Below are 22,802 nucleotides of genomic sequence, written 5' to 3' on the forward strand. Positions count from 1 at the left end.
ATCACCACCATTTTAGTTTACTAATTTGTCTTCCTGCTTCTTCTACGAAATCTTCTCCTTTAGCAAGAAGGTCGCCTGCGGCATTCGCTGCACTTTTTGTCAAATTAAGCTCAAATTTCTCTGTCTCAAGCCAGAATATTTTGCTTTGAATCGAAGCCATATACTCGTTATATTTATCATTCACAATCTTAGATGCTTCCGATTTCGCCTCTTCTCTTCCCTTGTCGAAATCATCGGCTTTTGTTCCCGTCCAATGCTTGCCCAATTCCGGTTTTACAATTTCTTTGATTTCAGTGATTGCCTCTTCTTGCAGCGTGTCTATGTCCTTTTTTGCTTTTTTCAGCTTTTCGATCTTGTCTTCCACGTCGGAAATTTTTCCGTTGAGCGAACTTTTGATATCCGCTAGCATACTTTCATAACCCATCTGAATCACCTCTTAATACTCAAAAAGTCGTATGGAGGGGCTGATGAAGATAGACTTTTCCATACTTTATTTCCATATATTATATTTTAAAATAGCCAGAAGGCGGCTTAAATAGGGTAAATGGCTTAATTTAGGCATATAACGCTCTTGAAATGTAGGTATTTGATCTTGTTTTTGTTCGTTATACAGCTAATAAAAGCGTTTTATAAAATGAAATCACCTAATGTCATAGTTATAAAGGCACTTGAAAGAGGCAGATGTGGTTGATCTGCCTCTTTCGGCGCTGAGCTTATTGTTCATGTTTATGTTCTTCATCTGGTCGGCCACGTCTGATTTTGTCATTTGGCTTCTATTATTCCCCGCTTCTGACCCTTTGGATCAAAAGCTTGTATTAGCTGCAGTCCCAGTTGTACAGAACGTTTGAAAAGTCTTTTTTCCTTAGATCGTCAGGTGTGATGAAAAAATTGGCGATGCCGACGTCTCCCCACATTGAATCGATATCATCGTCTGAATCAATTTGTAAAAGCATGATGGTGTGTTCTTTATATGCGTATTCCCGTGGATCATGCTGGGTAAAAGAAGCGTATCCGCCGATTTTATGGCCAAATCCGTTTTCAGCCAGTTCATTATAAATGTCTTCTTCATCCTCGCCGAACTGACCAAAGAACTCCATTGTTTCCATGCCCGTATACTGCTCAAATTGAAAATCTGTAGGCAGCACCCATTCCGAAGATTTCACAGGCTCGACTGCCGCTTCTGATAAAATCGGAAAATCACATTCGCCTGTGCCGATAAATGAAAAATCAGAAACAAGCTCGTCTTCGTTTTCTATGATATTTTCAAAATAGATCACTCTGAAATTCTTTTGTTCACATCGATCGTCAAAATTCAATCCATAGACGTCATCATGAACAGAAATGTAGAACTGCAGGATACCTGAAGAAGGGTAGCCGTCAAGCTGGGGAATGTGCGAGAAATTAATCTGTGCCAGAAGCTTCATCGGCTGTCCATTTTCATCAGTCGGGTATGTTTCATGCTTGGGGAAATAGGGATCACCGGCAATTTTGCTGTCATATCGTCCTGTTTTCCCTTTTTGGACATTCAGTTTCACGTATTCTTTCGCTGATTTCTCCAGCAAGTCGCGGTACGGTCTCATTTTTTCGGGCAGATGATTCATCAGATTCTCTCCTTTTCCGGCATCTCCAAGGTTTTATTTTCTGGTTTTCTTCTAATGTTTTTCAAACGAATGTTTAAAGAAACCCTACTTCTGTATAATTTTCCAAACAATAGTTAAATAGTAGCAAATGTATTCAGCACCCCACAATAGATGAAAAAAAGACTGGTGCGCAACCAGCCTTTCTTTTTCATCTATTGAATTGCACCTGACGGAACAACCGCCTTCCGACCGACAGAATAATACTCCACTCCTGAAGCCGCAGCTTCATCCAATGTGTAGCAGTTTCTACCGTCAAATATGAGCGGCGATTCCATCAAATCCCGATAAGCCGCTAACGGAAATTGTTTAATGTCAGCCCAGTCGGTTAAAATCATGACGGCGTCAGAACCTTTGACAGCTTCCTCGATCGTCTCTTTATATTCAACAGCTTGCGGGAGAACATGCTTTGCATGGCTAACTGCAATGGGATCGTAGGCTCTGATACGGGCGTCGAGCGCAGCGAGACGGTCTGCAATAACAATTGACGGCGCTTCTCTCATATCGTCGGTATTCGGTTTAAATGACAGGCCTAAAAGGGCAATCGTTTTTCCCGTCACCCCGCCGAGCCTGTTCAGCGCTTTATCAACCAGCATCGCCTGCTGATTGTTGTTGACTTTGATAACCGATTTCAGCAGTTCAAAATCATGCTCGACATTGCCGGCAATTTGCACGAGGGCGTTTGTGTCTTTTGGGAAACAAGAGCCGCCGTAGCCTATGCCCGCTTTTAAAAACTGGCTCCCGATCCGCTTATCCTGTCCCATCCCGTACGCGACTGCTTCAATATCGGCGCCGACCTTTTCACATATATTCGAAATTTCGTTTATAAAACTGATCTTAGTGGCTAGAAAAGCATTTGAGGCATATTTGATCATCTCGGCGCTTCTGATATCCGTTTGGTAAATCGGGATTTGAAACGGACGGAAGAGCTCCTCCAGCGTATTTGCTGTTTTCTCATCGGCCGTCCCGATCACGATCCTGTCACCATGAAAGGTATCATAGATCGCCGACCCCTCACGCAAAAATTCCGGATTGGAGGCGACCGAAATACTGACAGGCTCCGCTAGATGTTCAGTAATCAGTCCATTAATCAAATCGTTTGTCCCAACGGGCACTGTGCTTTTCGTTACCACGACTGTATCTCGTTTGACATGCTTTGCGATGCGTTTGGCCGCATCTGTAATTTGCTCCAGATTGGCGTGCCCGTCGCTTTTCTGCGGTGTGCCGACCGCTATAAAAATGATGTCTGCCTGTGCCAAGCCTTTCTCATAGCTCGTTTCAAAGTTCAGCCGTCCATCAGCTGTATTTTTTCTCATCAGCTCTTCAAGACCTGGTTCAAATATGGGGGAAATGCCCTTTCTCATTTCATCAATCTTGTGAGCGTCAATATCAATGCAGGTTACATGATGTCCAATCTCAGAAAGAGAAACACCTGTCACAAGACCGACATAGCCTGTTCCGATGACTGTTATATTCATTGTTTCCCTCCAACAGTTAAATTGCTGCTTTGCAGCTTCCGTAATATCGTATGAGAACATCCTATCATGAATGCGAATGATCTCCCGCATAGCCTGTCGGGTACAGCCTGTACAGATTTCTGAAATGTGATTCAACCATACAATACACTATTATATCGCTCTCAAAAAGAAAGTGGTGAAATGAGAATCGGCTGTTAAAAAAGACCAAACAATTTTCTTCTTTTGACCGGCTGCGGAGGCTGTCTGAAGATGGTCTGATTCCGCAGGAGAAGCTCTGCATTTTCCGTCAGCATATAAGGAAGTTCCGAGCCGAATTCTTTCTCTAGAACATAAAGAGCCTCTTGAGTGTGAAAGTTTCTCGTTTTCACATTATGGGCATCTGAGGCTACGAAATGGATCAAATTGGCTTCAACCAGCCGGAGAGAAAATGCTTTCAGCTGCTTGCCGAAGGTCCCCGCAAGACTTCCTGAAGTAATCTGAGATGCTGCTCCTTTTTCCACAAGATGATACAGCAAGGACGGGTTTTCGCGAATTTCCCTGTTGCGTTCAGGATGGGCGATAACCGGAATATATCCTTTCAGCTGCAAATCATAAAAAAGCTGCTCCGCATATCGGGGAACGTGATCAAACGGAAACTCAATCAAGATGTGTTTTGTATCATTCAGCGAAAGCAGCTGCTGTTTGGCAAGGTCTTGTTCCACCTCGCCGTAGATTCTGATTTCCTGTCCCGGAAGCACATGTAAAGGAATGTCTTCTTTGATTAAACGTTTGTTTAACTGATCTGCTGCTTCTCTGACTGCGGCTGGCTCGTTTTTATACACACCGTTGTTATGATGAGGTGTCGCAATGATCGTCCGGATTCCCTGACGAACAGCGGCTCTTGCCATTTCTATGCTGTCGGCCGAATCACCTGCCCCGTCATCCATTGCGGGAAGAATGTGACAGTGAATATCGATCATGTCCTAGCCCCCTTTTTTCGCAAAAATAAATAACGGGCACGATGCACGTTATTTATTTTGCATGAAATTGTCCTTGTTTCCGTAATATCCGTATTCAGAGTGCTTCGAAAGCTTTTTGCCGTTCATAATCGCCCCAAGAAGCTTGCTTTTGCACGTTTCAAGCGCCTCTTTCGCTTTTGCGGCTTGTTCTTTTTCTGTTTTCCCGCTTGAAATAACCAGAACAGAACCGTCTGCCACGTTGCCTAAAATCTGTGCATCTGCTACGGCAAGAATAGGCGGCGTATCAAAAATGACCATATCATATGCCGCACACGCTTCGTATGCAAGCTCCTTCATCCACTTCGAGGAGAGAAGCTCGGCCGGGTTTGGCGGGATCGGGCCGCTCGTCAGCACGTCAAGATGTTTTTCATTCGATGCTTGTACAGCCTGCTCCATAGAGCTTTTCTTTAATAAAACAGATGTTAAGCCAACCGTATTTTCAAGAAAAAAAGCCGTATGTACTGTTGGTTTTCGCAAATCAGCATCAATCAGGAGCACTTTTTTTCCCTGTTGGGCGAATACGACAGCCAGGTTGGCGGCCGTTGTTGATTTTCCTTCCCCTGGACAAGCCGATGTAATCATGACTGATTTCATTTGCCGGTCCACTGAAGCAAATTCTATATTCGTGCGAATCGTCCGATATTGTTCAGAGTTCAAGGATTTCGGCTCTGTCATTGCAATGACATTTCTCCGCATCCACGAGTCTCTGTTTTTTCTAAGCGCCAAAATGTCCACTCCCCGTTTTTTCAGATTGGAAACCCTGTAAGGTCTTTGCTGTTTTCTGCTCATTCGCAATGGTGGAAACTGTCCCTAAAACAGGTATGTCCAGCAAGGATTCGAGCTGCTCTTCCGATTTGATCGTATTATCCAAATGCTCAAGCAGGAAGGCCAGTCCGATGCTTCCCGCCAATCCGGCCGCAAACGCGATGGCAATGTTTAGTAGCGGCTTTGGCGATACAGGGGACGGATGTTCTGAAACCTCGGCTTTTGACAGAATGCTGACATTGTCAACATTCATAATGGATGTGATTTTGTCTTGAAAAACAGATGCTATAGTATTGGCAATATGAGCCGCTGTTTCCGCGTTTTCATCCCTGACTGATATGTTGACCACTTGGGAGTCCTGTTCGCTGGATACGGTAATTTTGTCATTCAGTTCTTGGGATGTCATCGACAGGCCCATTTCTTTAATGACTTCATCTAAGATGGCAGGGCTCTTAATGATGACATTGTACGTATTGATTAACTGAAGATTGGTTTGGACATCGTTAAATTGGACTTCTTTTCGTTCATTTTTCGATTGGTTGACCAGAATCTGAGTTGAATTTTCATAGATGGGTGTAAGTGCGAAGAAACTAATGAGTCCGCCGGCAGCAGTGGCAGCCGCGGTTACAATCATAATCAAAAGTATGCGTTTTGTTAACGTTGATAATATCTCTTTTAAGCTTGTAGATTCTCCCATGATACCTCCAAATCTCTTATAACATCCTTTTCCATCTACGATTATACAACGTTGAAACCGCATTACTCCAGCTTTTCACGTGACATAATTCGACATTTTTTTACAATGCGTTATGTTAGTACTTTTTATGTAAGCGCTATATTTACTGTGTTGACAGTGCTGTCTCATTTTCTCTTATTCGGGCAGTCACGTTCTCTCGCATAAAAAAATCCCGCTAAAGGCGTGCGGGATTTTTATGTTGCATATCCATTTTTAATATGAGAAATCAAATTTTCAAGCATTTCCTTCGTCGTCATCTCAGATGACTGCTCACCAATTTCATGTGCATGCATCAAAATTTTCAGAAATTCTTCTTGATTCAATTTCTTTTCACTCATCTTTTTTTCCTTTCAGCTTCCATTAAGTTGAAAACACGATTATTATATGATGCTGGTTATCAATTTGCAATCTCTAATACATCATTCGACACATCCCATTTTTTATGTCCTTTTTTAGGAAAAACTTTTTAAGGCCGATGTGTTGCGATATAATAGAGAAATTGGATCTTTTTATTACGTGACTCGGTTAGGAGCGATAATCATGCTTCAGAATATGATTTCCAAAGACGATGTGCTGGCATCTGCTGAACAGTTAAAAGAACTTCTTCCTTACAATGAGGAAAATGTTCAGCTGATCAAAAAAGCCCTTATTTTATATCGGCAGGATTCAGTCTATCGTTTACAAGCAGTGAGTCCGACGGAAGTTACGGCTTACGTGCAGGATGTTGTGCCTGTGCGGGTCACATTGAACTTGTTTGTCATAGTCAAAAGCGGCTGTTCATGTCCGTCCGGAAGAATCTGCCGCCATATGCTGGCTGTGTTTTTATATGTATATGCAATGTTCGAGCGAGTGGGTACTTTTACAGAGTATTGGCTCGAGAAGGAAAAGCTTGAGGAAAGCAAAGAGCTCGTCCGCCGCCAGTTTCAGGAAAAGGTGCTGCCTAATGAAGAATCGCTTTCAAGCTGGCTTGCTTTTTTTGATTCAGAGTTTTCTCTCTGGCAGGCACGTACGCCAGAAGGCAGCCAAAACATGCAGGGCCTCTATTACGGCTACCTGTCCGCATTAAAAAAACATGCGCCGAACAAGCCGGAGCTGAAAAGCCTGTATCAGATTCATTCCGCGATTGCGGTTTGGCTTCGCATGTTCACATTGATTGAAGCGGGCAAGCTGAACCCCGAACAAGATTTTTATTCCCTCAATCCGTACGTTGAACAGCTGATGGATACAATCTACAGCTCTATTGACAAATTAAAAACGTACGCGCTGTCTTTTGCGCTTGATCCGTTTTTGGATAAAACACCGGATGTTATCCGACCTTTGCTGTTGAAAGAAGAAATTTTCCAATATGAACGCATCCGCGTCTTCGGTGAAATTTGGAGTGCGCTGCTGTCGCGGCCAAAATGGGTGGCACGCGAACAGGAGATATTGAAAAAAGAAGCTGGACGGCGTTTTTCTCCCGAATTGCAATTCGGGCGCCTGCATTTGGAATTCCTGCAAAAGAATGATGACGTTATTTTTGCGGAAGCGGATCAATTCCCGCCGGAAGCGCTCCCTTATACGTTCCAATGGCTGAGTGAAATGACTGCCAAGAAGGACTGGAAACGGCTTAAAACATGGTACCAGCAAATTGAGCCAATTGCGATGGGTTATACGAAGCTGGATAAGCCGTTTAAAGAGATTCGCGATGTGATCGGCGAGCTGTTCCTTCTGTTGAATGCCTATGTGCAGCAAACCAATGATCAAGCGCTGTTTGAGCGCTTTGCCGCGGGCTGTCTGCCGTATACGTTCACAGAATACAGCCATCATTTATATGAAAAAAAACGCTATGCCGAGTGGATTGAAATTCATAGCCTTGTCGGCTTTTCCATCAATGAAATGGATAAAATGATGCTCAAGGAAATTGCAGCGAGCGACCCTGAGGCGCTTATACCGGCTTACCATAGAGAAGTGGCTTTTTTCATTGATCAGAAGAACCGCAGCTCGTACAAGGAAGCCGCCCGGTATTTGAAAAAATTGCGCACCCTGTACAAAAAAGCGAAAAAGCAGAAGGTGTGGGAGCGGTATATTCAGCTGCTGAGCTCGCATTACAAGCGCCTGCGTGCGCTTCAAGAAGAACTGCAGAAAGGAAAGTTGATTGATGGCGAGTCTTAAAGAAATTCTCATCCACGTCGAACAAATGGAAGATGGGTCATTTACGCTCTCAGCCTTTGATGAAAATGAGCAGCCTCTTCCCTACAGCCATATGAAAAAGCATTTGTTCCAATGGCATGAATCCTCATTTTACGGGACCTTTCTAGAGGATGTCAGCTTCATCGGGACGACTGCTGTCCTGCTATCGCCATGGATGACTGTAGAGCTTCTCGGCAAAAACTCGTTCAACTCATTCAGCTCCGTGCAGCTTACAGAAGAAACGGAGCCGCTGATCGAGGCGGCATCGACCATCTATGAATTTATCGCAGACGGCGATTTTATGCCTGACTATGAAGCATGGACAAACGGTGTTTTTCGCTGGAAGGACCGCGACAATATACTGGAGGGCTTTACTGCGGAATGGTTTTCCGCTGCCGTACAGGATTACATCCAGTACGACGATGACCTGCGGGAGAAATGGGAACATATCAAGGAGAAATCGCCTGCGGTTACGACATTCCGCGGCCATTTTCTTGATGAAGAGGATTTTCTGGAAGGCATTGGCTGGATTGACGATCAATCTCCATTTACTGTCGGCTTGCGCTTAAATGAACCGGACTTTGACGGAGACGAATGGAAGATCGAGATGTTTTTACGCGATAAAAAGAGCGGTGCTGTAGAATTCTTTGACGGACTGAAGAGCCTCAAAAAATCGTGGCAGGCGTACAGCGATAAAATCGCGCGTGAGCAGGACCGCTTTCACAGAACGGTTCCGTGGCTGTCGTTTGATTCCGGGACAACGCTGATCTCGGAGGAAGAAGCCTGGATCTTCCTGTCAGAAGCAAGTGAGACGCTTGTCGATATGGGGGTAGAAATCCTCCTGCCGTCCTGGTGGCAGATTGTCAGAGACAGCAACATGATGCTGAAAGCAAAGGTGTCGTCCTCCCCGCGCGGCGAGTCATTTGTCGGCATGAATGCACTGCTTGATTTCAACTGGCGGTTTGCGACAAATGGAATTGAACTGACTGAGGCTGAATTTAATGAGCTTGTCGCCAGCAACAGGCGCCTTGTTAATATCCGCGGGCAATGGGTTAAAATCGATCCGCAGTTTATCAAACAGATGAAACGCCTGATGGAAAAAGCAGAATCAGAGGGACTCCACATGTCTGATATTCTGGCGCGTGAGCTAATGGATCAGCAGGATGGCGGACTTGAGGATTCGGATCTGATTGATACATCCGCTTTCGCCGGCATTCAGTTTGATCTGTCTAAACAGCTCAGGTCACTGATTCGAAAGCTCACTGCCGCGGAAAACCTGCCGGAGCACGAAGTCAGTCCTTCTTTCAAAGGAACGCTCCGCCCTTATCAGAAATACGGCATGAACTGGCTGCTGTTTCTTCGGGAAAGCGGTTTTGGCGCCTGTCTGGCTGACGATATGGGGCTTGGAAAAACGATTCAAATGATCGCCTATTTCCTTCACGTGAAGGAAAGCGGCCGGCAAAAAACGCCTCATTTGATTATTGCGCCGACATCCGTACTTGGCAACTGGCAGCGGGAGCTTCAAACCTTTGCCCCTGATCTGTCTGTCGCGCTCCATTATGGGCCGCGCCGGCCAAAGGGTGATGATTTCGCCGCGCATTATGAAAACGCAGACGTGGTGCTCACTTCATATGGACTGTCACATGCCGATACTGAAGAGCTTTCTTCTGTGACATGGAACACGATCTGCCTTGATGAAGCGCAAAATATTAAAAACGCGCATACGAAGCAATCACGCGCAATCAGGAAGCTGAAGGGGCTTCACCATATCGCGCTGAGCGGCACGCCGATGGAAAACCGACTGACTGAGCTGTGGTCTATTTTTGACTTCATGAATAAAGGCTACCTCGGCAGTTTGACCGGCTTCCATAAACGCTATGTGCTGCCGATCGAAAAAGACCGGGACGAAAAGAGAATCGGACAGCTTCAGCAATTAATCCGGCCATTCCTTCTCCGCCGGACGAAACGGGATGAAGAGGTCGCGCTTAATCTTCCTGAGAAGCTGGAAGAAAAAGAATTTATCCCGCTGTCAGCCGAGCAGGCATCCCTTTATGAGCAGCTCGTCAAAGACACTTTTGACCATATGACATCACTGACCGGCATGCAGCGAAAAGCGCTGATCCTCAGCATGCTTGGACGGCTCAAGCAAATATGCGATCATCCCGCGCTTTATTTAAAGGAAGAGCAAACCGAGCTGCTGGCCGGCAGATCAGTCAAGCTCGAAAAATTGCTGGAACTGATGACAGCGATCCGCTCCCAAAACGAAAGCTGCCTGATTTTCACGCAATACATTCAGATGGGGAACATGATGAAGCGGCTGCTTGAAAAAACGTTCGGGGAACCTGTGCAATTTTTAAATGGGAGTCTCTCCAAGCAAGAGCGGGATACACTCGTTGAGAAATTTCAAAGGAAAGAATATCCGACACTGATTCTTTCACTCAAAGCTGGAGGCACCGGACTTAATTTGACCGCCGCCAATCACGTCATCCATTATGACAGATGGTGGAACCCGGCGGTTGAAAATCAAGCGACTGACCGTGCATACCGCATAGGCCAGGAGCGCTTTGTCCACGTTCATAAAATGATTACGACGGGAACAATCGAAGAAAAAATTGATGTCATGCTTGAATCCAAGCAAACCCTGAACGATCAAATTATCCAAAGTGAAAACTGGATTACCGAGCTTTCCACACAGGAGCTTGAAGAACTGTTTACATTAAGCGCTACAGCGCAATGATCATGACTAAAAAAGCTGGCTCTGATAGAGCCAGCTTTTTTCCGTTCATAGCCGTCACGCCGAATCTCCAAAAAATCCGTTACGCCGGTTATATCAACAGGATGCGCTTTTGGAGCAGCACATATACCTACAGCAAATGTTTCATCATATGTGCGACACCATGTTCGTCATTGGTTAAGGTGACAGCATCGGCTATCGATTTGATGTCTTCCCGGGCATTGCCCATCGCTACACCTTTTCCCGCAGCCTCCAGCATCGATTTGTCATTTAAACTGTCACCTACAGCAGCGGTTTCCTCGAGCGGAATATTCAGCTGTTTTGCAAGCCTCTTCAGCGCCTGCCCCTTGGAAGCTTTGCGGGAAGAAAGCTCAAAGTTGTGCTCAGCCGAACTGACAAGCGTCAAATCTTCGGCATGCTCATATCTTTTCCAGCCTGCCTCAAGCTTTTCTTTGAAGAAAGAAAAGCCGAGAATATTGTAAAAATCGATTGGCTGATCGGCTTCAAACAGCTCTTGAAAAGAGTTAATGTAAGCAAAGCCCGATTGGCTGTATTGCACCTCGGCCGCCTGCTTATGGACAGAAAGATCTGTTTCCGGGTTTGCGCTTCTAAATCTGTCCAGCTCAACATCAAGAAGTTCTCTGCCGTTTTGCGGCGTATAAATCGCTGAACCTGTGAATACCTCATAATAATAGTTTTCCGACTCAAGCCATGAGAGAATGTCATACGCCCGTTTCTTATCAATCGTTTCGTGATGATAAAGCCTGCCGTCGGGATCGTGAATGACGGCGCCGTTTGCACTGATGACCCATGTTTTGATCCCCAGCGGTTCAAAGATTGACATGACGTCAAAATGAGCGCGCCCAGTTGACACCACCACTTCAATGCCGTCCAGCTGCGCCTGCCGCAGTGCGTTTTCATTTTCCAAGCTTACCTGATGCTTGCTGTTGAGTAAGGTTCCATCTAAATCAATCGCAATTAATTTCACGTTTGTCAGTCCTTTCCTTCATCCTGCTCTGTCACGAGAAGCTCAACGCCGTTTCGGTCAAGCAAGTCACAAAATGCCTGATTCGGAAGCCTGTCTGTAATCAAAAGGTCGATTTCATTCAGCTCCGCATACTGATAAAAACTGGTGCTGCCCAGCTTCGAATGATCTGCAAGCGCGATGACCTGCTTTGCCTGCTGTATCATTTTCCGCTTCACCATGCCATCCTCTTCATGCGCAATTGTAATGCCATGTTCGGAAATACCGACCACACCAATCAGCGCTTTATCAACATGGTAGCTTGAGAGCTTTTCAATCACAGAGGACCCGTACAGAAAGCGGTGCTCCTTTTCCAGCTTGCCTCCCAGCAGATAAATTTCAATTCCCTCTTTATCGGACAGCACATCCGCAAGATTAATCGAATTGGTGATTACCGTACAATCAACCGCATTCAAATGCTTTGCACATGCCTGAACAGTTGTAGAGGCGTCTAAAATCACCCGGTCTCCATCATGAATAAGCGATGCTGCAAGCCTGCCGATCTTATTTTTTTCCTCAGACACTGTTTTCAGGCGGCCGGAATAGCTTTGAATTTTCTGATGCACAGTCGGCAAAATGGCGCCGCCTCTTGTGCGGATGATGGCATTCTGTTCCTCAAGTTTCACAAGATCTCGTCGCGCTGTATCCCTTGACACTTGCAGGAGCGTACAGATCTGCTCCGTTGTAATTCGGTTATGCTGTTTTAAAAAATCCAAAATCGCTACTAATCTTTCTTCTTGGTACACGCCCTCATTCCTTTTCTCAGCAATCATTTATAAGTAATTATAAGTTTTTATTTGATTTTATTCAACATTAATAAGTGGTTTTAAGTAAAAATGCGTCGAGAGAACCAATTTTTCCTAAGTAGGCAAAAAGAAAGAACCAGTCTGGTCGACTGGTCAATTTTGAGGGGATGATGCGAAGATCCGGATAATAGTGAATGGATAGATAACGGGAGGAGCAGGGGTGTCAATCAGCAGCTTTTTCCCGGGGTTTAGGGTCCATAAAACGAACAGTGTCAGCCAACACTTCTGTTACATACACGTTAACGCCTTCCGCGTTTTCATAGCTTCTTGTCTGAATCCGTCCGCTTACGCCGACGAGAGAACCTTTTTGGCAATACAACGCCGTGTTTTCAGCTGTTTTTCTCCAAAGTGTGCAATTGACGTAATCAGCTTCGATTTCACCTGAAGCATTCTTGAAGCTGCGGTTCACCGCGAGCGTAACATGTGCAACTGCCGCACCGGCGGAAGTGTAGCGAAGATCAGGATCTTTTGTAAGACGTCCGACAAGCATGACCTGATTGAACATGCGATTCCTCCTCTCCTTGCGGTTGTATGTATTGTAAATGATGCAACAAGAAAAGAAAAACGCTTAAAAATGGCTTTCAGCCTCTGTTTTTATCTTTCGTTTTCATTTTTCCTTCAGCTAAAAACATCTTTTGCTTTTTTCCTTTGAAGAAATATGTACTTTTTAAAAAACGGAAAAAGATTTGCTTTGTCAGCCAGTTTTGCGTATTCATGCGCACATAGGAAGAGCCATCCCACGCAAACCACTGAAAGCTCAATTTTTTTTCCGGCATTGACAGCTTGATTTTATACTGCTCCATGCCATCTTGTGTTTCGTATAAAAAACTTATTCTTCCTTTTTTGTTCAGATGAACCTCAAACACTTCTTTACGGCTTAACATATATGTTACTTCCTTTTGAATCAAATGGCTTTCAGAAGGAGCGCCGTCAATATAAATTTCTTTTAAACGAAATTGATTCATACCACATCTCTCCGTAATCCATAGTCAGTTACAGTATAATGAAAAAATAGAAATTATTAAATGTTTCGCTCATACAAAATTCTTTAGCCCCAGCATTGCAGGATTTTTTCCTCGAAAACGTTTATGTTATAATGGAAGGCAAGAAAACTTTGGAAGTAATCGGGGTGAGAAGAAATGAAAACCTTTAAACTGGTTGACCTGAATGTGGAACGAGTGGACAAGGAAGAACAATCAATTGAACAGTTTCCCCTTATTGACGGACTGATTATAAATAAAGAAGACGGTGAAAATCACTGGCTGATTGAGGCGCTTGTACAGAAAGAACATCTGTCTTTTTTTGAACAGCTTCAAAACAGCCAATCTGAAGCCAAAGTATTTGTAACGATCACGAAAAAAAGCAATCGCCCCGCCCAGCTGACAGCAGCAGTGAAAAATATCGTCAAGCTGGAAGAAAGCATCCAGGTTTTACTCTACGGACAAATGGTCACAAGAAAACAGCAGGGCACTGAAACCATTCTCGAGTCCCTTGTAAAAGAGGGCTATACAGGAACAAAACTCATTGAGGCATTTAAGCAAAAATTATAAATATGAGGGGGCATGTTCCCCAAAACAGACACAGAACCGAAGAGCATCACAATAGACATTTTGAATAGATATGTTCTGCATGAAAAAAGCTGCCGTTTTGAACGGCAGCTTTTCTTTTCGTGCTTTCTCTCTTGCATATTTAATTTGTATGGCCAAAAGAATCAACCAATTTCCCTTTCACAACAAGGCGCCCTTCAGTTTTGACCGCCTTGTCACATGTGATTAACGTAATCTCTTTTTTGTTTGTCTCTTCAACTACATCTGCATCCATTTCCGATATGATGTCTTTAGATGTTACAGAATAGATATAATCCTTTTTAAAATCCGTGATGACAATTTGGGCACCTGTTTTTATGTTTTCCAGAGGTCCGAACAGAAGATTCTTTTGCTTCAAATGATGGCCCGCCAACGGATAATTTCCCTCGCCCATTTTTTGATCCGGGCGCATTGTTGCCGCCCCTATCAAAAGATTTTCATTGGTTGTGCCTTTTACGATCGGAAGCTCCAGATCAACACTTTTAATTGTTATCCGCCCGATAACCGCTTTTTGATCGTGATCAAAGCCGGCCTTTACAGCATCCATCAACTCAGGCGGCTCGATTGAATCAAATTCAAATTCCGCTTCTCTCTCATTATTTTTTTTCAGCTGCTCCACAGTTAAGGCCGATTCACTCTGGCTTTTGCTAAGATAAGCTATAATTCCACCTTTGATATAAGGAGAAGAGATCAGCAGCAGTCCGAAAAGGATGAACACCGTAATGATCATTTTCTTGTACATGCAAAAAACCCTTTCTTATGCATCCTTCTAAAAACGCTCCGTGTCACTTTCACTTTTCAAAAAAGCACCTGATCGATTCTTCAATGATCAGGTGCCTTCAACTTTATCCTTTTCTTTGTTTCTTTCTTGAGGCAACAGCTAAGCCTCCGCCTGCCATAAGCAGCAGGATACCGATCATTGCTGTCAGCATGCTGTCTGTATCTCCGGTTTTTGGGAGGGTTTTGTCTGTGTTCGACTGACCATCCGAGCTGCCATCTGTACCATTGGTATTCGGATGATCTCCATCATCTTTTCCATTTCCACCCGGTGCAGGTTTATCAGGATGATCATGCTTATCAGGCGTTGGTGTTTTCACTTTTTGATTAGAAACAACGATCTCAACAGCTTTTGACTGTCCTTTTTCAATTGTGAATTCAATCGGTGTTTCGTCAAGTTTGTAACCTTCGGGTGCCTTCGTTTCAATCAACTGGTAGCTTCCCGGCGCAAGGCCTTTTACAGTGAACTGCCCATTTTGATCTGTTTTCCAGAGTTCAGAAAGCTCTTTTCCATACCCGTCAGTTTTTACAGGCTTGCCGCTTTCGTCCAATAACTTGAATTCAGCGCCCTCCAAAACGGTATTTTTATCGTCTTGATCCACTTTTTTCACATTTACGTCACCTGGTGCCAATATGTTTTCCGCGGTGATTTCGACTGTTTTCGTGTCTGTGTTTGTGATCTTGAACGATATAGGAGTTTGGTCCAACTCATAATCTTTAGGCGCTTTTGTTTCAACAAACTGATATTCGCCAGCTTTAAGGCCGTGCACCGTGATTTGTCCTTTGTCATCGGTAACCAAACCGGACTTCAGCACTTTGCCGTTGGTATCTGTCAAATTGAACTCCGCACCTTGCAGAACTTTATGCTGATCATGCTGATCCACTTTGGTGAGGACAACAAGGTTCTTCGTATTAACCGCTGTTGCTTTCACTTGCTCAGGTTTGCCGCCATATTCTGCTTTAATGGTGAATGACACTGGCTTTTCTGATAAAAGATATCCATCTGGCGCCTGTTTTTCGATAAATTGATAGCTTCCCGGCGCTAACCCGTCAACTTCAATTTTGCCGCCTTCTTTTGAGACTAGATCGTCTCTCACTGTTTTCCCATTGCTGTCCGTGATTTTGAATACCGCGCCTGCCAAGCCTTTTCCATCTTGATCTTCCTTCATCAGCTGAACCGATCCTTGATAGTTCACGGCGATCCCGGCATCTGCGGCTTCAGGCTTTCCTGCTGCAAATTCTGAGATGGTAAACTCTATTTTCTCCGTGTTCAGCACATAACCGGCTGGCGCTTTCGTTTCAACAAAGGCGTAACGTCCCGGCGCAAGGCCCGAAGCCTTTACTTTTCCATCTTTATCGGAAGTCAGCTCTTCTTGAACCGTATTTCCTTCCTCGTCGACAATATTGAATACTGCACCTTCAAGCTTCTTGCCTTCAGCATTTTCCTTCGTCAACTCAACGGAGCCTTTATGGTTAGTAGCGATCCCGGCATCTGTAGCTTCAGGCTTTCCTTCAGAGGAATCAGAGATCTCAAACTCAATTTTCTCTGTATTCAGCAAATAGCCCGCTGGCGCTTTCGTTTCAACAAAAGCGTAGTGTCCCGGTGCAAGGCCTGAAGCTGCGACTTTCCCATTTTTATCTGAGGTCAGTCCTTCTTGAACCGCATTACCTTCCTTGTCGATAATCTTAAAGACGGCTCCTTCAAGCTTCTGGCCATCGGCATCTTCCTTCGTCAGCTCAACAGAGCCTTTATCGTTAACGGCGATTCCGGCATCTGCGGCTTCAGGCTTTCCTGCTGCAGATTCTGAGATGGTAAATTCTTTTTTCTTTGTATTCAGCACATAGCCGGCTGGCGCTTTTATTTCCACAAAGGCGTAGCGTCCCGGCGCAAGACCCGAAGCCTCGATTTTACCGTCTTTATCTGAAGTCAGCTTCTCTTGAACGACCTTTCCATCTTGATCGACAATGTTGAATACTGCGCCTTCAAGTTTCTGGCCTTCAGCATTTTCCTTCGTCAGTGAGACTTTTCCTTGATAGTTGGTCATTTTCCCTAAATTAACGTCGGACACTTGATTCTTTTCATTCTTTGCGACTGAGAAGTGAATCGCTTTTGTATTTACGATAAAGCCTTCAGGAGCTTGTGTTTCTGTCAAGCGATAGTAGCCCGCCGGCAAACCGTTCATTTCTACTTTTCCGTTTTTATCAGATTTTATATCTGTTCGTATGAGAGTATAGGTGCCGTCATTTGATTTTTTCTCCAGCTTGAAAACAGCACCCGCCAAAGGATTGTTTTGTTCGTCTTGTTTGATAAGCGTCACCTTGTTCTGTTGATTTATGACTTTGTGCAGCGCTCCTGTCTTGGAGGAGTTGCTGTCTATCTTAACAGAGACTCCTTTTGCATAAGCATCACTGATGGTATATCCGTCAGGCGCTTTGACTTCTTTTAATACATAGGAACCGTAGCGAATATTTCCGAATGTAAGCTTCCCGCCGGCATCCGTCGTACCAGTGCGGAGGAGCTGTTTGGAGTCCTCAGACCATAACTGGAATTCTGCTCCTTCAAGAGCTTTATCGTCCTCTCCAGTCTTAAAAATCGTCAGGCTTCCTTTTTCTCCGGATCCGGAACCGTCGCCGCTTGAAATGGCAACAAAGATCGAGCTGCTGTTTTCTTGAGTCTGCTCCTTCACATTTGTTCCTGAAATGGACACCTTATTTTTAACGTGGCCGTTCGTGCCGGCTATGTTAATCAGTGACCGGTATTTGATCACATAGGCGCGGTCAATTTGTTTATAGCTGCCTATGAATTTCAGGACAAACAATTGTTCACCTGTTGTATTGTCCGTTTTGATGTCTAACGTGTAGTCTTTGTCTTTTTGAAGCTCGACATCTCCCGCAGTCAGATTTCCACTGCTGTCTTTGACCACTCCGTTTTCATCATATTTTGCTTGATACACTTTAAAAGAATCCGCATCTAATATTTGATTTTCATCCGGCGTATCAGTAACTTTTACGTCATCCAGCGTTGATTGGCTGGAGTTGACATTGATGTTCCAATCGATATAGCTTCCATTTTGTTTACCGCCTTTGAAAACCAGACTTCCTCCGTTCGTAACTGAAACAGAGCCCGTCAGTGTGCGGTCTGCATAACCGTCATTATAGTAGGTTGCCTTGTTTGTGTACTGATTCTGATCAATGACCTGTCCTTTGAGTGATGTCTTAAACTCAATCAGATATGGTACAGAATCGCCTGTTTTAAGGTGTACCGTCAGCGTGCGTTCATTTTTTGCAGAAGGCTCTTCGACATCATACTTGGAAGGATCAAGCGCGTCTCCTTCTGTGATGGAGCCGTTTTTATTGATCGTATAGCTCTTAACCACAACGGAACCCGGCACAAATTGCTGAGGATCTGTTATGGCATCTTTGATATAAGGGTTTTTCGTCGGCTCGCCATTATAATTGACGCCGATTTTCCACGTGATTTCCTTTGAAACCGCGTTGTATGAACCGTTCTTGAAACCATTGTTTGTCGTCTGATTATTCGGCGTAAAACCGCTTGATACCTTATTCGTGCGCTCATTGCCGTTTTGATCAGTCCATGTCGACTGAGCTGTATTCTTAACGCTTTCGTTAGAATAATCGGCATTGAACGTTGTCGTATAAGTGATCTTAAATTGACTGTCTGTTTTTGCATAATCCCCGATCAATGCCAAAGTAAAGCCTTTATGATCAGGTTTTTTTGTTAACGTGTAGTCTTTGTCTTTCTGTAATGTTTTGTTGTTCGTTGTGTCTTGAAGCTTGAACGATTCATCAAGCAGAACCATTCCGCCGCTTTCAAATTGATCATCCAAAGTCCAATTGTTCATCAAGTATTTATTTTTATTAACTGTAATCGTCCAATCAGCCGTCTTCTTCTCATAATCAACGTTTGAATATCCTTTGATGAGATTTTGCTGAATGGCTATTCCAGAAGCTTCTTTTGAATCCCCTGTTCCGGTCACAACGCTATTGGTGTATGTTGTAGATTTATCAATGATCACTCCGCTGTTGACCTTTGTTTGATATGTGATTTTGTAAGCGCTCGTTACGTTTTTATTAAATTTGACTTCAAATCCGCTTCCATTATCGATGAGCGTGTAGTCCTCGCCTTCCTTTAAAGGCCTGCCCGCTTGCTCGCTGCCATTCTGACCAAAGGTAATAGGAATAACCTTCAAAGAATCTTTCACAAGATGCAAATCACCAGTTCCAAAAGAATCTTTAATGCTGGCCTTGGATTGGTCGATCTGTTTCTCACCGTAGTTGTATGCAAGAGCCCAGCTGAATGTTTGAGATTCTCCATCATAGCCGGTCGATGATTTCGCGATCATTTTTCCATACTTGGCTGCAACAGTGGCTTCTGCAGAAATGGGTTCCAGGTTGTCTCCGCTGAATGCCGCCTTATTCGTCAGCGTTATATTTCCGCCTTCACTCGGCTTCGCACCATTGTCAATGTCGGTTTCGTATACAAGGCGGTAGGCTGAATCAATTGTCCCGTCAAATGTGACATTTCCTTTTGAATCAACACTGTAGCCGGAAGAAACTTCATTTCCTCTGCTGACAGAACCATCAATGTTCACATTGAGTTCATACACTTTAACTGAACGGTAGATTACGCCATCTGGAAGGCTTTCCGTGAGTTTAGCATTTTTGACTTGATCCAACTTTTTATTGACATCGACCGTCCATGTTACTTTACCAGGGTTGATGCCTTTATCCAGCACACCTGATTTATCAATGGTTTTACTCACATTGGGTTTAAAATAAACTGTTGTTTCAGGAGTATCGGCATTCACAGGAAATGGAATCTTTTGTGTTGTCGAACCCGTTATTTTTTTCTCGTTGAACTGCGTATTGATAACCAATGTGCCTTTGACATTAGAACTTTCTTTTACCTCGCCGTTAAATGTCATCACCACATGTCCGTTCGTATCAATAGAAAATGTCCCGTAGGTGGTGTCTCCGGCGCCTAACGGCAGGTTCACAATGTCATTATGCATAATAAATTCTTTAGGCAAATCAAATTCATATTTATCGCCGGCATTGATCGTTTTTCCTAAATCGTCAGGAATAGCCCAATCAATTGAAATTTTCACCGGAGAATTCGTATTGGCGCGATTGCCCTTGTCATATGGCTTACCGTTTTCGTCCGTCAACGTCACGCCAGTTAAAATATGTTGCGTGATTTGTTTTTCTTCAGTTTGCAAGCTTTTGAAAGCTGATTGACTTGAGGATGACACTTTTTTTGAATCATCACTCTTAGAGGCTTCGCCGCTCTTAGAGTCATCTGACGGCTGCTGTTCTTCCTCTTTTTGATCCTTGCTGACTGAAGGTGCAGGTTTATCATCTTTCCCTTCCTGATCACCCGCAGTATCAGAAGAGTCGTTTTTTGGCTCTTCCGCCTCGGCATCTGGTGTCTCCTCTTTCTTAACAGGAATGATCACCTGCTGGGTTTTGCCTCCGCCTAGCTGAAAAAGGGCTGCTGCTGTATGTTCATCTTCTTTTACATCTGCAGAAAACTTAGCTGGCAGTGTAATGGTCCCCTTGGCATCAGGAGAATCCGCGGATGCAGTTGTTAATTTTACTGTCATGGTGCTGCTGCCCGCCGGCACTTGATAGCTGCCGATGACCTGATCAGCAGATTTGATCTCACCTTCTGCACCTTTATCAAATGTAAAGCTTTTAGGTATCTCCACATTGATTTCCTGTTTGCTATCTGCTTCTTTATCTTTTTTCAATGACCATTCATATGTCAGTGTCACTTCATCCCCCGGCGTTAATGCCGGTTCGTTTCCTTTTGATCCGTCAACAATCTGACTCTTTGCGTCCTTAACTGTTACCGAATCGAAGAATTGGCTGTCACTTGACGTTACGTCCACAGCCTGTGCTGTAAGAGTATAGCTGGCGATCTGGCTGAAGAAGAAAAAGATGGCAAGGCTTATGATCATAACGATCCGCCCGCTTTTTTTCAGCCCTAAGGGAAAACTCCTCGTTCTCAACTTTTCATTCCTCCCTTTCTTATCTATCTTTCACTTGCCGATTGATCCGCGAGACCATAACATCATGTCTCATCCCCCAAAAAGAACTGCTAATACCGAATGAGTTTCAAAACTAAGATTTGCCATCCGAACCAAACTACATTGTATGAAATGGAACTATACAATTTCTGTACAACTCAGAAATCATGTATGATTGAAGTGAATTGGAGAGAGTTGAAGTTTCACCCAGGAGACATATGGCGAAGGCCTTCCCTTTAAGTGCACAAAAAAACCAGTGTGCATCGAAAAGCAATCGACACATACTGGTTTGGAGTTCTTTAATTAATTTGATCCTTCATTTGTTTGTAACGCTGATATTCTTTTATCGCCTCTTCTACCTTCCCGTTTTTGTTGAATAGCTGCAGCTTGTATTGCATAATTTTATGATCGCATGGCTCAATTTTCTCCGCTTGCAGGCAAATGTCCATCGCTTGATGATCGTTCATATCATGAATATGATAATCGATCAGTTCATAGGCCTTTCCAAGCCAAAGCTGGGAAAGACGCGTCTTTTCCGGTTCTGCCCAAAGATAACCGTGCTCCATTAGGTAATGATTTTGATAGGACATGAAAATATCCATGTGCAGATGTAATGTAGCCGTATTGAGCGGCGGCGCCCCTTTTAGCGATTTTTCCCATTCCACAACATCGATTTTTGCGCCTGAAAGCCGAAGAATATATCCAGTATCAGTCTTCTCGATAGTTTGGCTGAAAGGGATCTGGCTGAATAATTTTCGTATTTGATAAATGGTTGAGTAAAGTTGGGTGCTTGCTTTTGAAACATCGTAATGAGGCCAAAAAAGATCGATTAGCATGTCTTTACTGACCACATGGCCTTGATTGTGAAGTAAAAATAAGTATATTTCACGTGCTTTCGACGTTCTCCACTTGACTGGAATGCTTGTTTTGACATCCTTTAAGGTTTGATGAAACTGCAAGCTCCCAGAGCATTGGATGGAAAAATGCGCCTCGGTATTTTCTGCATTTTGTCTCAGCATATTATTCGTTTTGATTCGTTCAACAGTTGTCTCAAGCCGCTTGTATATGACAGGCTTCAGCAAATAATCAATGGCATTCAGCTCAAACGCCTTGATAGCAAACTCATTATAAGCCGTGATGAAAACGACTTGGATGTTTTCATTCATCGATTGAATCGCCTCAGCAAGCTCAATGCCGTTTACCCCCGGCATTTCAATATCAAGAAACACCGCATCTACAGCAGGAGTCTCAGGATGCTCTAAGGCCTCAACCGGATCTTGATACGCCATAATAGATTGAAAGGCGTTTGTTCGTTCAAGCATTTTCTTAAAATGAAGCAATGCCAAGTGCTCATCATCAACAATTAACGCTTTCACAAAACATCCCACCCTATATGTAAAATCGAGATATCAGTAAATAACTTCTATTATATCATGACAAATAACCCCTTTATCTGGATTCTTTTTCTTTCTATTGTAGTTTTTGAAATTTTGCACTTACAATATTTATAAAAAGGTAGGAATTTAGAATGAGCCTGCTTGAATAAAGGAGCTATAATATGAAAGAAAAATTCATCTTTACTTCGATTATTTTCGGTTACGCTGCATTTTTTATGGTTTTCATTGCCATTGACCATTTTTCTGGAACAACGCTTCCTGCGGCAAGGCATGGGGTCATGAACCTGGAGAAGTGGAATTTTCAGAAGGATGGGAATGTACAGCTGAACGGAGAATGGACATTGTATCCAAATCAGATTCTGTCACCAAAAGAGATCGCTTCAGCAAAAGGAAAAGATCCTCTCTTCGTTGATGTCCCCAGCAATGTGAAGCTGGCCAAGCAGGGTATCAATGTGGATTACGGAACGTATAAGCTGACCATCAGATCAAAGCAAGACAATCAGGTTTTTGGGATCAGCACGTCGTTTATTTACAGTGCCAATCGCATCTATTTTAATGGACAATTCATTGGCCAAAGCGGCAACCCTTCAAATAAACCTGATTTTGCGGCACAAAACCGCCCATATACGAGCTTTTTTACGCTTC

The 22,802-nt window shown here is 43.9% G+C and carries 18 protein-coding genes; 3 read left to right on the forward strand and 15 right to left on the reverse strand.

Going from position 1 to position 22,802, the window contains the following annotated elements:
- Window position 1 precedes the first annotated feature (1 nt).
- The 8 genes from MHI44_RS08940 to MHI44_RS08975 all read right to left on the reverse strand — a co-directional run bounded on the left by MHI44_RS08940 (window position 2) and on the right by MHI44_RS08975 (window position 5,952).
- Window positions 2-424, reverse strand: a complete 423-nt coding sequence (locus tag MHI44_RS08940; protein ID WP_010332155.1) for a DUF5082 family protein — start codon at window positions 422-424, stop codon at window positions 2-4.
- 216 nt (window positions 425-640) lie between these two features.
- Window positions 641-766, reverse strand: coding sequence for a hypothetical protein (locus MHI44_RS08945; RefSeq protein WP_128992287.1), 126 nt, complete (start codon window positions 764-766; stop codon window positions 641-643).
- Window positions 767-815: 49 nt separating this feature from the next.
- On the reverse strand, window positions 816-1,601 hold the full coding sequence (locus tag MHI44_RS08950) for a YwqG family protein (protein ID WP_116315767.1): 786 nt from the start codon (window positions 1,599-1,601) through the stop codon (window positions 816-818).
- A gap of 191 nt (window positions 1,602-1,792) precedes the next feature.
- Window positions 1,793-3,115, reverse strand: a complete 1,323-nt coding sequence (gene uglF, locus MHI44_RS08955) for a UDP-glucose 6-dehydrogenase UglF (protein WP_116315766.1) — start codon at window positions 3,113-3,115, stop codon at window positions 1,793-1,795.
- A 194-nt stretch (window positions 3,116-3,309) separates the two neighbouring features.
- A complete protein-coding gene (locus tag MHI44_RS08960; protein WP_014481136.1) occupies window positions 3,310-4,074 on the reverse strand; it encodes a tyrosine-protein phosphatase in 765 nt (254 codons plus the stop codon).
- A 48-nt stretch (window positions 4,075-4,122) separates the two neighbouring features.
- Window positions 4,123-4,839, reverse strand: coding sequence for a tyrosine-protein kinase PtkA (gene ptkA / locus MHI44_RS08965; protein ID WP_043858830.1), 717 nt, complete (start codon window positions 4,837-4,839; stop codon window positions 4,123-4,125).
- Window positions 4,829-5,575, reverse strand: a complete 747-nt coding sequence (gene tkmA / locus MHI44_RS08970; protein WP_003227811.1) for a protein-tyrosine kinase activator TkmA — start codon at window positions 5,573-5,575, stop codon at window positions 4,829-4,831. Before tkmA ends, ptkA begins: the two co-directional genes overlap by 11 nt.
- 233 nt (window positions 5,576-5,808) lie before the next feature.
- Complete coding sequence (locus MHI44_RS08975) at window positions 5,809-5,952, reverse strand: hypothetical protein (protein WP_003242876.1); 144 nt, start codon at window positions 5,950-5,952, stop codon at window positions 5,809-5,811.
- A gap of 202 nt (window positions 5,953-6,154) precedes the next feature.
- Here MHI44_RS08975 and MHI44_RS08980 point away from each other — a divergent pair, with 202 nt between their 5' ends.
- The gene (locus MHI44_RS08980) at window positions 6,155-7,765 is read left to right on the forward strand and encodes an SWIM zinc finger family protein (RefSeq protein WP_339203348.1); all 1,611 of its coding nucleotides are present in this window, start codon (window positions 6,155-6,157) and stop codon (window positions 7,763-7,765) included.
- The gene (locus MHI44_RS08985) at window positions 7,752-10,520 is read left to right on the forward strand and encodes a DEAD/DEAH box helicase (RefSeq protein ID WP_116315764.1); all 2,769 of its coding nucleotides are present in this window, start codon (window positions 7,752-7,754) and stop codon (window positions 10,518-10,520) included. Before MHI44_RS08980 ends, MHI44_RS08985 begins: the two co-directional genes overlap by 14 nt.
- A gap of 127 nt (window positions 10,521-10,647) precedes the next feature.
- Here the strand turns inward: MHI44_RS08985 and ywpJ are convergent, their stop codons facing one another.
- The 4 genes from ywpJ to ywpG form a co-directional block, all read right to left on the reverse strand.
- The gene (ywpJ, locus tag MHI44_RS08990) at window positions 10,648-11,505 is read right to left on the reverse strand and encodes a phosphatase YwpJ (RefSeq protein ID WP_339203350.1); all 858 of its coding nucleotides are present in this window, start codon (window positions 11,503-11,505) and stop codon (window positions 10,648-10,650) included.
- A 5-nt stretch (window positions 11,506-11,510) separates the two neighbouring features.
- The gene (glcR, locus tag MHI44_RS08995; RefSeq protein WP_003244075.1) at window positions 11,511-12,287 is read right to left on the reverse strand and encodes a transcriptional regulator GlcR; all 777 of its coding nucleotides are present in this window, start codon (window positions 12,285-12,287) and stop codon (window positions 11,511-11,513) included.
- A gap of 223 nt (window positions 12,288-12,510) precedes the next feature.
- Window positions 12,511-12,852: a single-stranded DNA-binding protein SsbB gene (ssbB, locus tag MHI44_RS09000; RefSeq protein ID WP_014478203.1), complete on the reverse strand. Its 342-nt coding sequence runs from the start codon at window positions 12,850-12,852 to the stop codon at window positions 12,511-12,513.
- Between the two features lie 76 nt (window positions 12,853-12,928).
- Window positions 12,929-13,312 (reverse strand): DynA interaction protein YwpG, encoded by a 384-nt coding sequence (ywpG, locus tag MHI44_RS09005; protein ID WP_014478204.1) that lies wholly within the window; start codon window positions 13,310-13,312, stop codon window positions 12,929-12,931.
- A gap of 174 nt (window positions 13,313-13,486) precedes the next feature.
- Here ywpG and MHI44_RS09010 point away from each other — a divergent pair, with 174 nt between their 5' ends.
- Window positions 13,487-13,897 (forward strand): YwpF-like family protein, encoded by a 411-nt coding sequence (locus MHI44_RS09010; protein ID WP_003227794.1) that lies wholly within the window; start codon window positions 13,487-13,489, stop codon window positions 13,895-13,897.
- A gap of 139 nt (window positions 13,898-14,036) precedes the next feature.
- Here MHI44_RS09010 and MHI44_RS09015 read toward each other — a convergent pair whose 3' ends face one another.
- The 3 genes from MHI44_RS09015 to MHI44_RS09025 all read right to left on the reverse strand — a co-directional run bounded on the left by MHI44_RS09015 (window position 14,037) and on the right by MHI44_RS09025 (window position 22,136).
- A complete protein-coding gene (locus MHI44_RS09015; protein ID WP_175405004.1) occupies window positions 14,037-14,675 on the reverse strand; it encodes a class A sortase in 639 nt (212 codons plus the stop codon).
- Window positions 14,676-14,778: 103 nt separating this feature from the next.
- Entirely contained in the window at window positions 14,779-20,742 is a 5,964-nt protein-coding gene (locus tag MHI44_RS09020; protein WP_339203353.1) for a SpaA isopeptide-forming pilin-related protein, read from the reverse strand.
- Window positions 20,743-21,059: 317 nt separating this feature from the next.
- Window positions 21,060-22,136: a response regulator gene (locus MHI44_RS09025; protein ID WP_339203354.1), complete on the reverse strand. Its 1,077-nt coding sequence runs from the start codon at window positions 22,134-22,136 to the stop codon at window positions 21,060-21,062.
- Between the last annotated feature and the right edge of the window lie 666 nt (window positions 22,137-22,802).

This window comes from Bacillus sp. FSL K6-1366 (assembly GCF_037976695.1).
In the GTDB taxonomy this organism is placed as follows: domain Bacteria; phylum Bacillota; class Bacilli; order Bacillales; family Bacillaceae; genus Bacillus; species Bacillus subtilis.

Coding starts and splice junctions, on each gene's coding strand:
- MHI44_RS08975 (WP_003242876.1), bottom strand. CDS start 5,952: ATGAGTGAAAAGAAATTGAATCAAGAAGAATTTCTGAAAATTTTGATG.
- ssbB (WP_014478203.1), bottom strand. CDS start 12,852: ATGTTCAATCAGGTCATGCTTGTCGGACGTCTTACAAAAGATCCTGAT.
- MHI44_RS08980 (WP_339203348.1), top strand. CDS start 6,155: ATGCTTCAGAATATGATTTCCAAAGACGATGTGCTGGCATCTGCTGAA.
- ywpG (WP_014478204.1), bottom strand. CDS start 13,312: ATGAATCAATTTCGTTTAAAAGAAATTTATATTGACGGCGCTCCTTCT.
- tkmA (WP_003227811.1), bottom strand. CDS start 5,575: ATGGGAGAATCTACAAGCTTAAAAGAGATATTATCAACGTTAACAAAA.
- MHI44_RS08960 (WP_014481136.1), bottom strand. CDS start 4,074: ATGATCGATATTCACTGTCACATTCTTCCCGCAATGGATGACGGGGCA.
- MHI44_RS08950 (WP_116315767.1), bottom strand. CDS start 1,601: ATGAATCATCTGCCCGAAAAAATGAGACCGTACCGCGACTTGCTGGAG.
- uglF (WP_116315766.1), bottom strand. CDS start 3,115: ATGAATATAACAGTCATCGGAACAGGCTATGTCGGTCTTGTGACAGGT.
- MHI44_RS08940 (WP_010332155.1), bottom strand. CDS start 424: ATGGGTTATGAAAGTATGCTAGCGGATATCAAAAGTTCGCTCAACGGA.
- MHI44_RS08945 (WP_128992287.1), bottom strand. CDS start 766: ATGACAAAATCAGACGTGGCCGACCAGATGAAGAACATAAACATGAAC.
- MHI44_RS09010 (WP_003227794.1), top strand. CDS start 13,487: ATGAAAACCTTTAAACTGGTTGACCTGAATGTGGAACGAGTGGACAAG.
- MHI44_RS08985 (WP_116315764.1), top strand. CDS start 7,752: ATGGCGAGTCTTAAAGAAATTCTCATCCACGTCGAACAAATGGAAGAT.
- MHI44_RS09015 (WP_175405004.1), bottom strand. CDS start 14,675: ATGTACAAGAAAATGATCATTACGGTGTTCATCCTTTTCGGACTGCTG.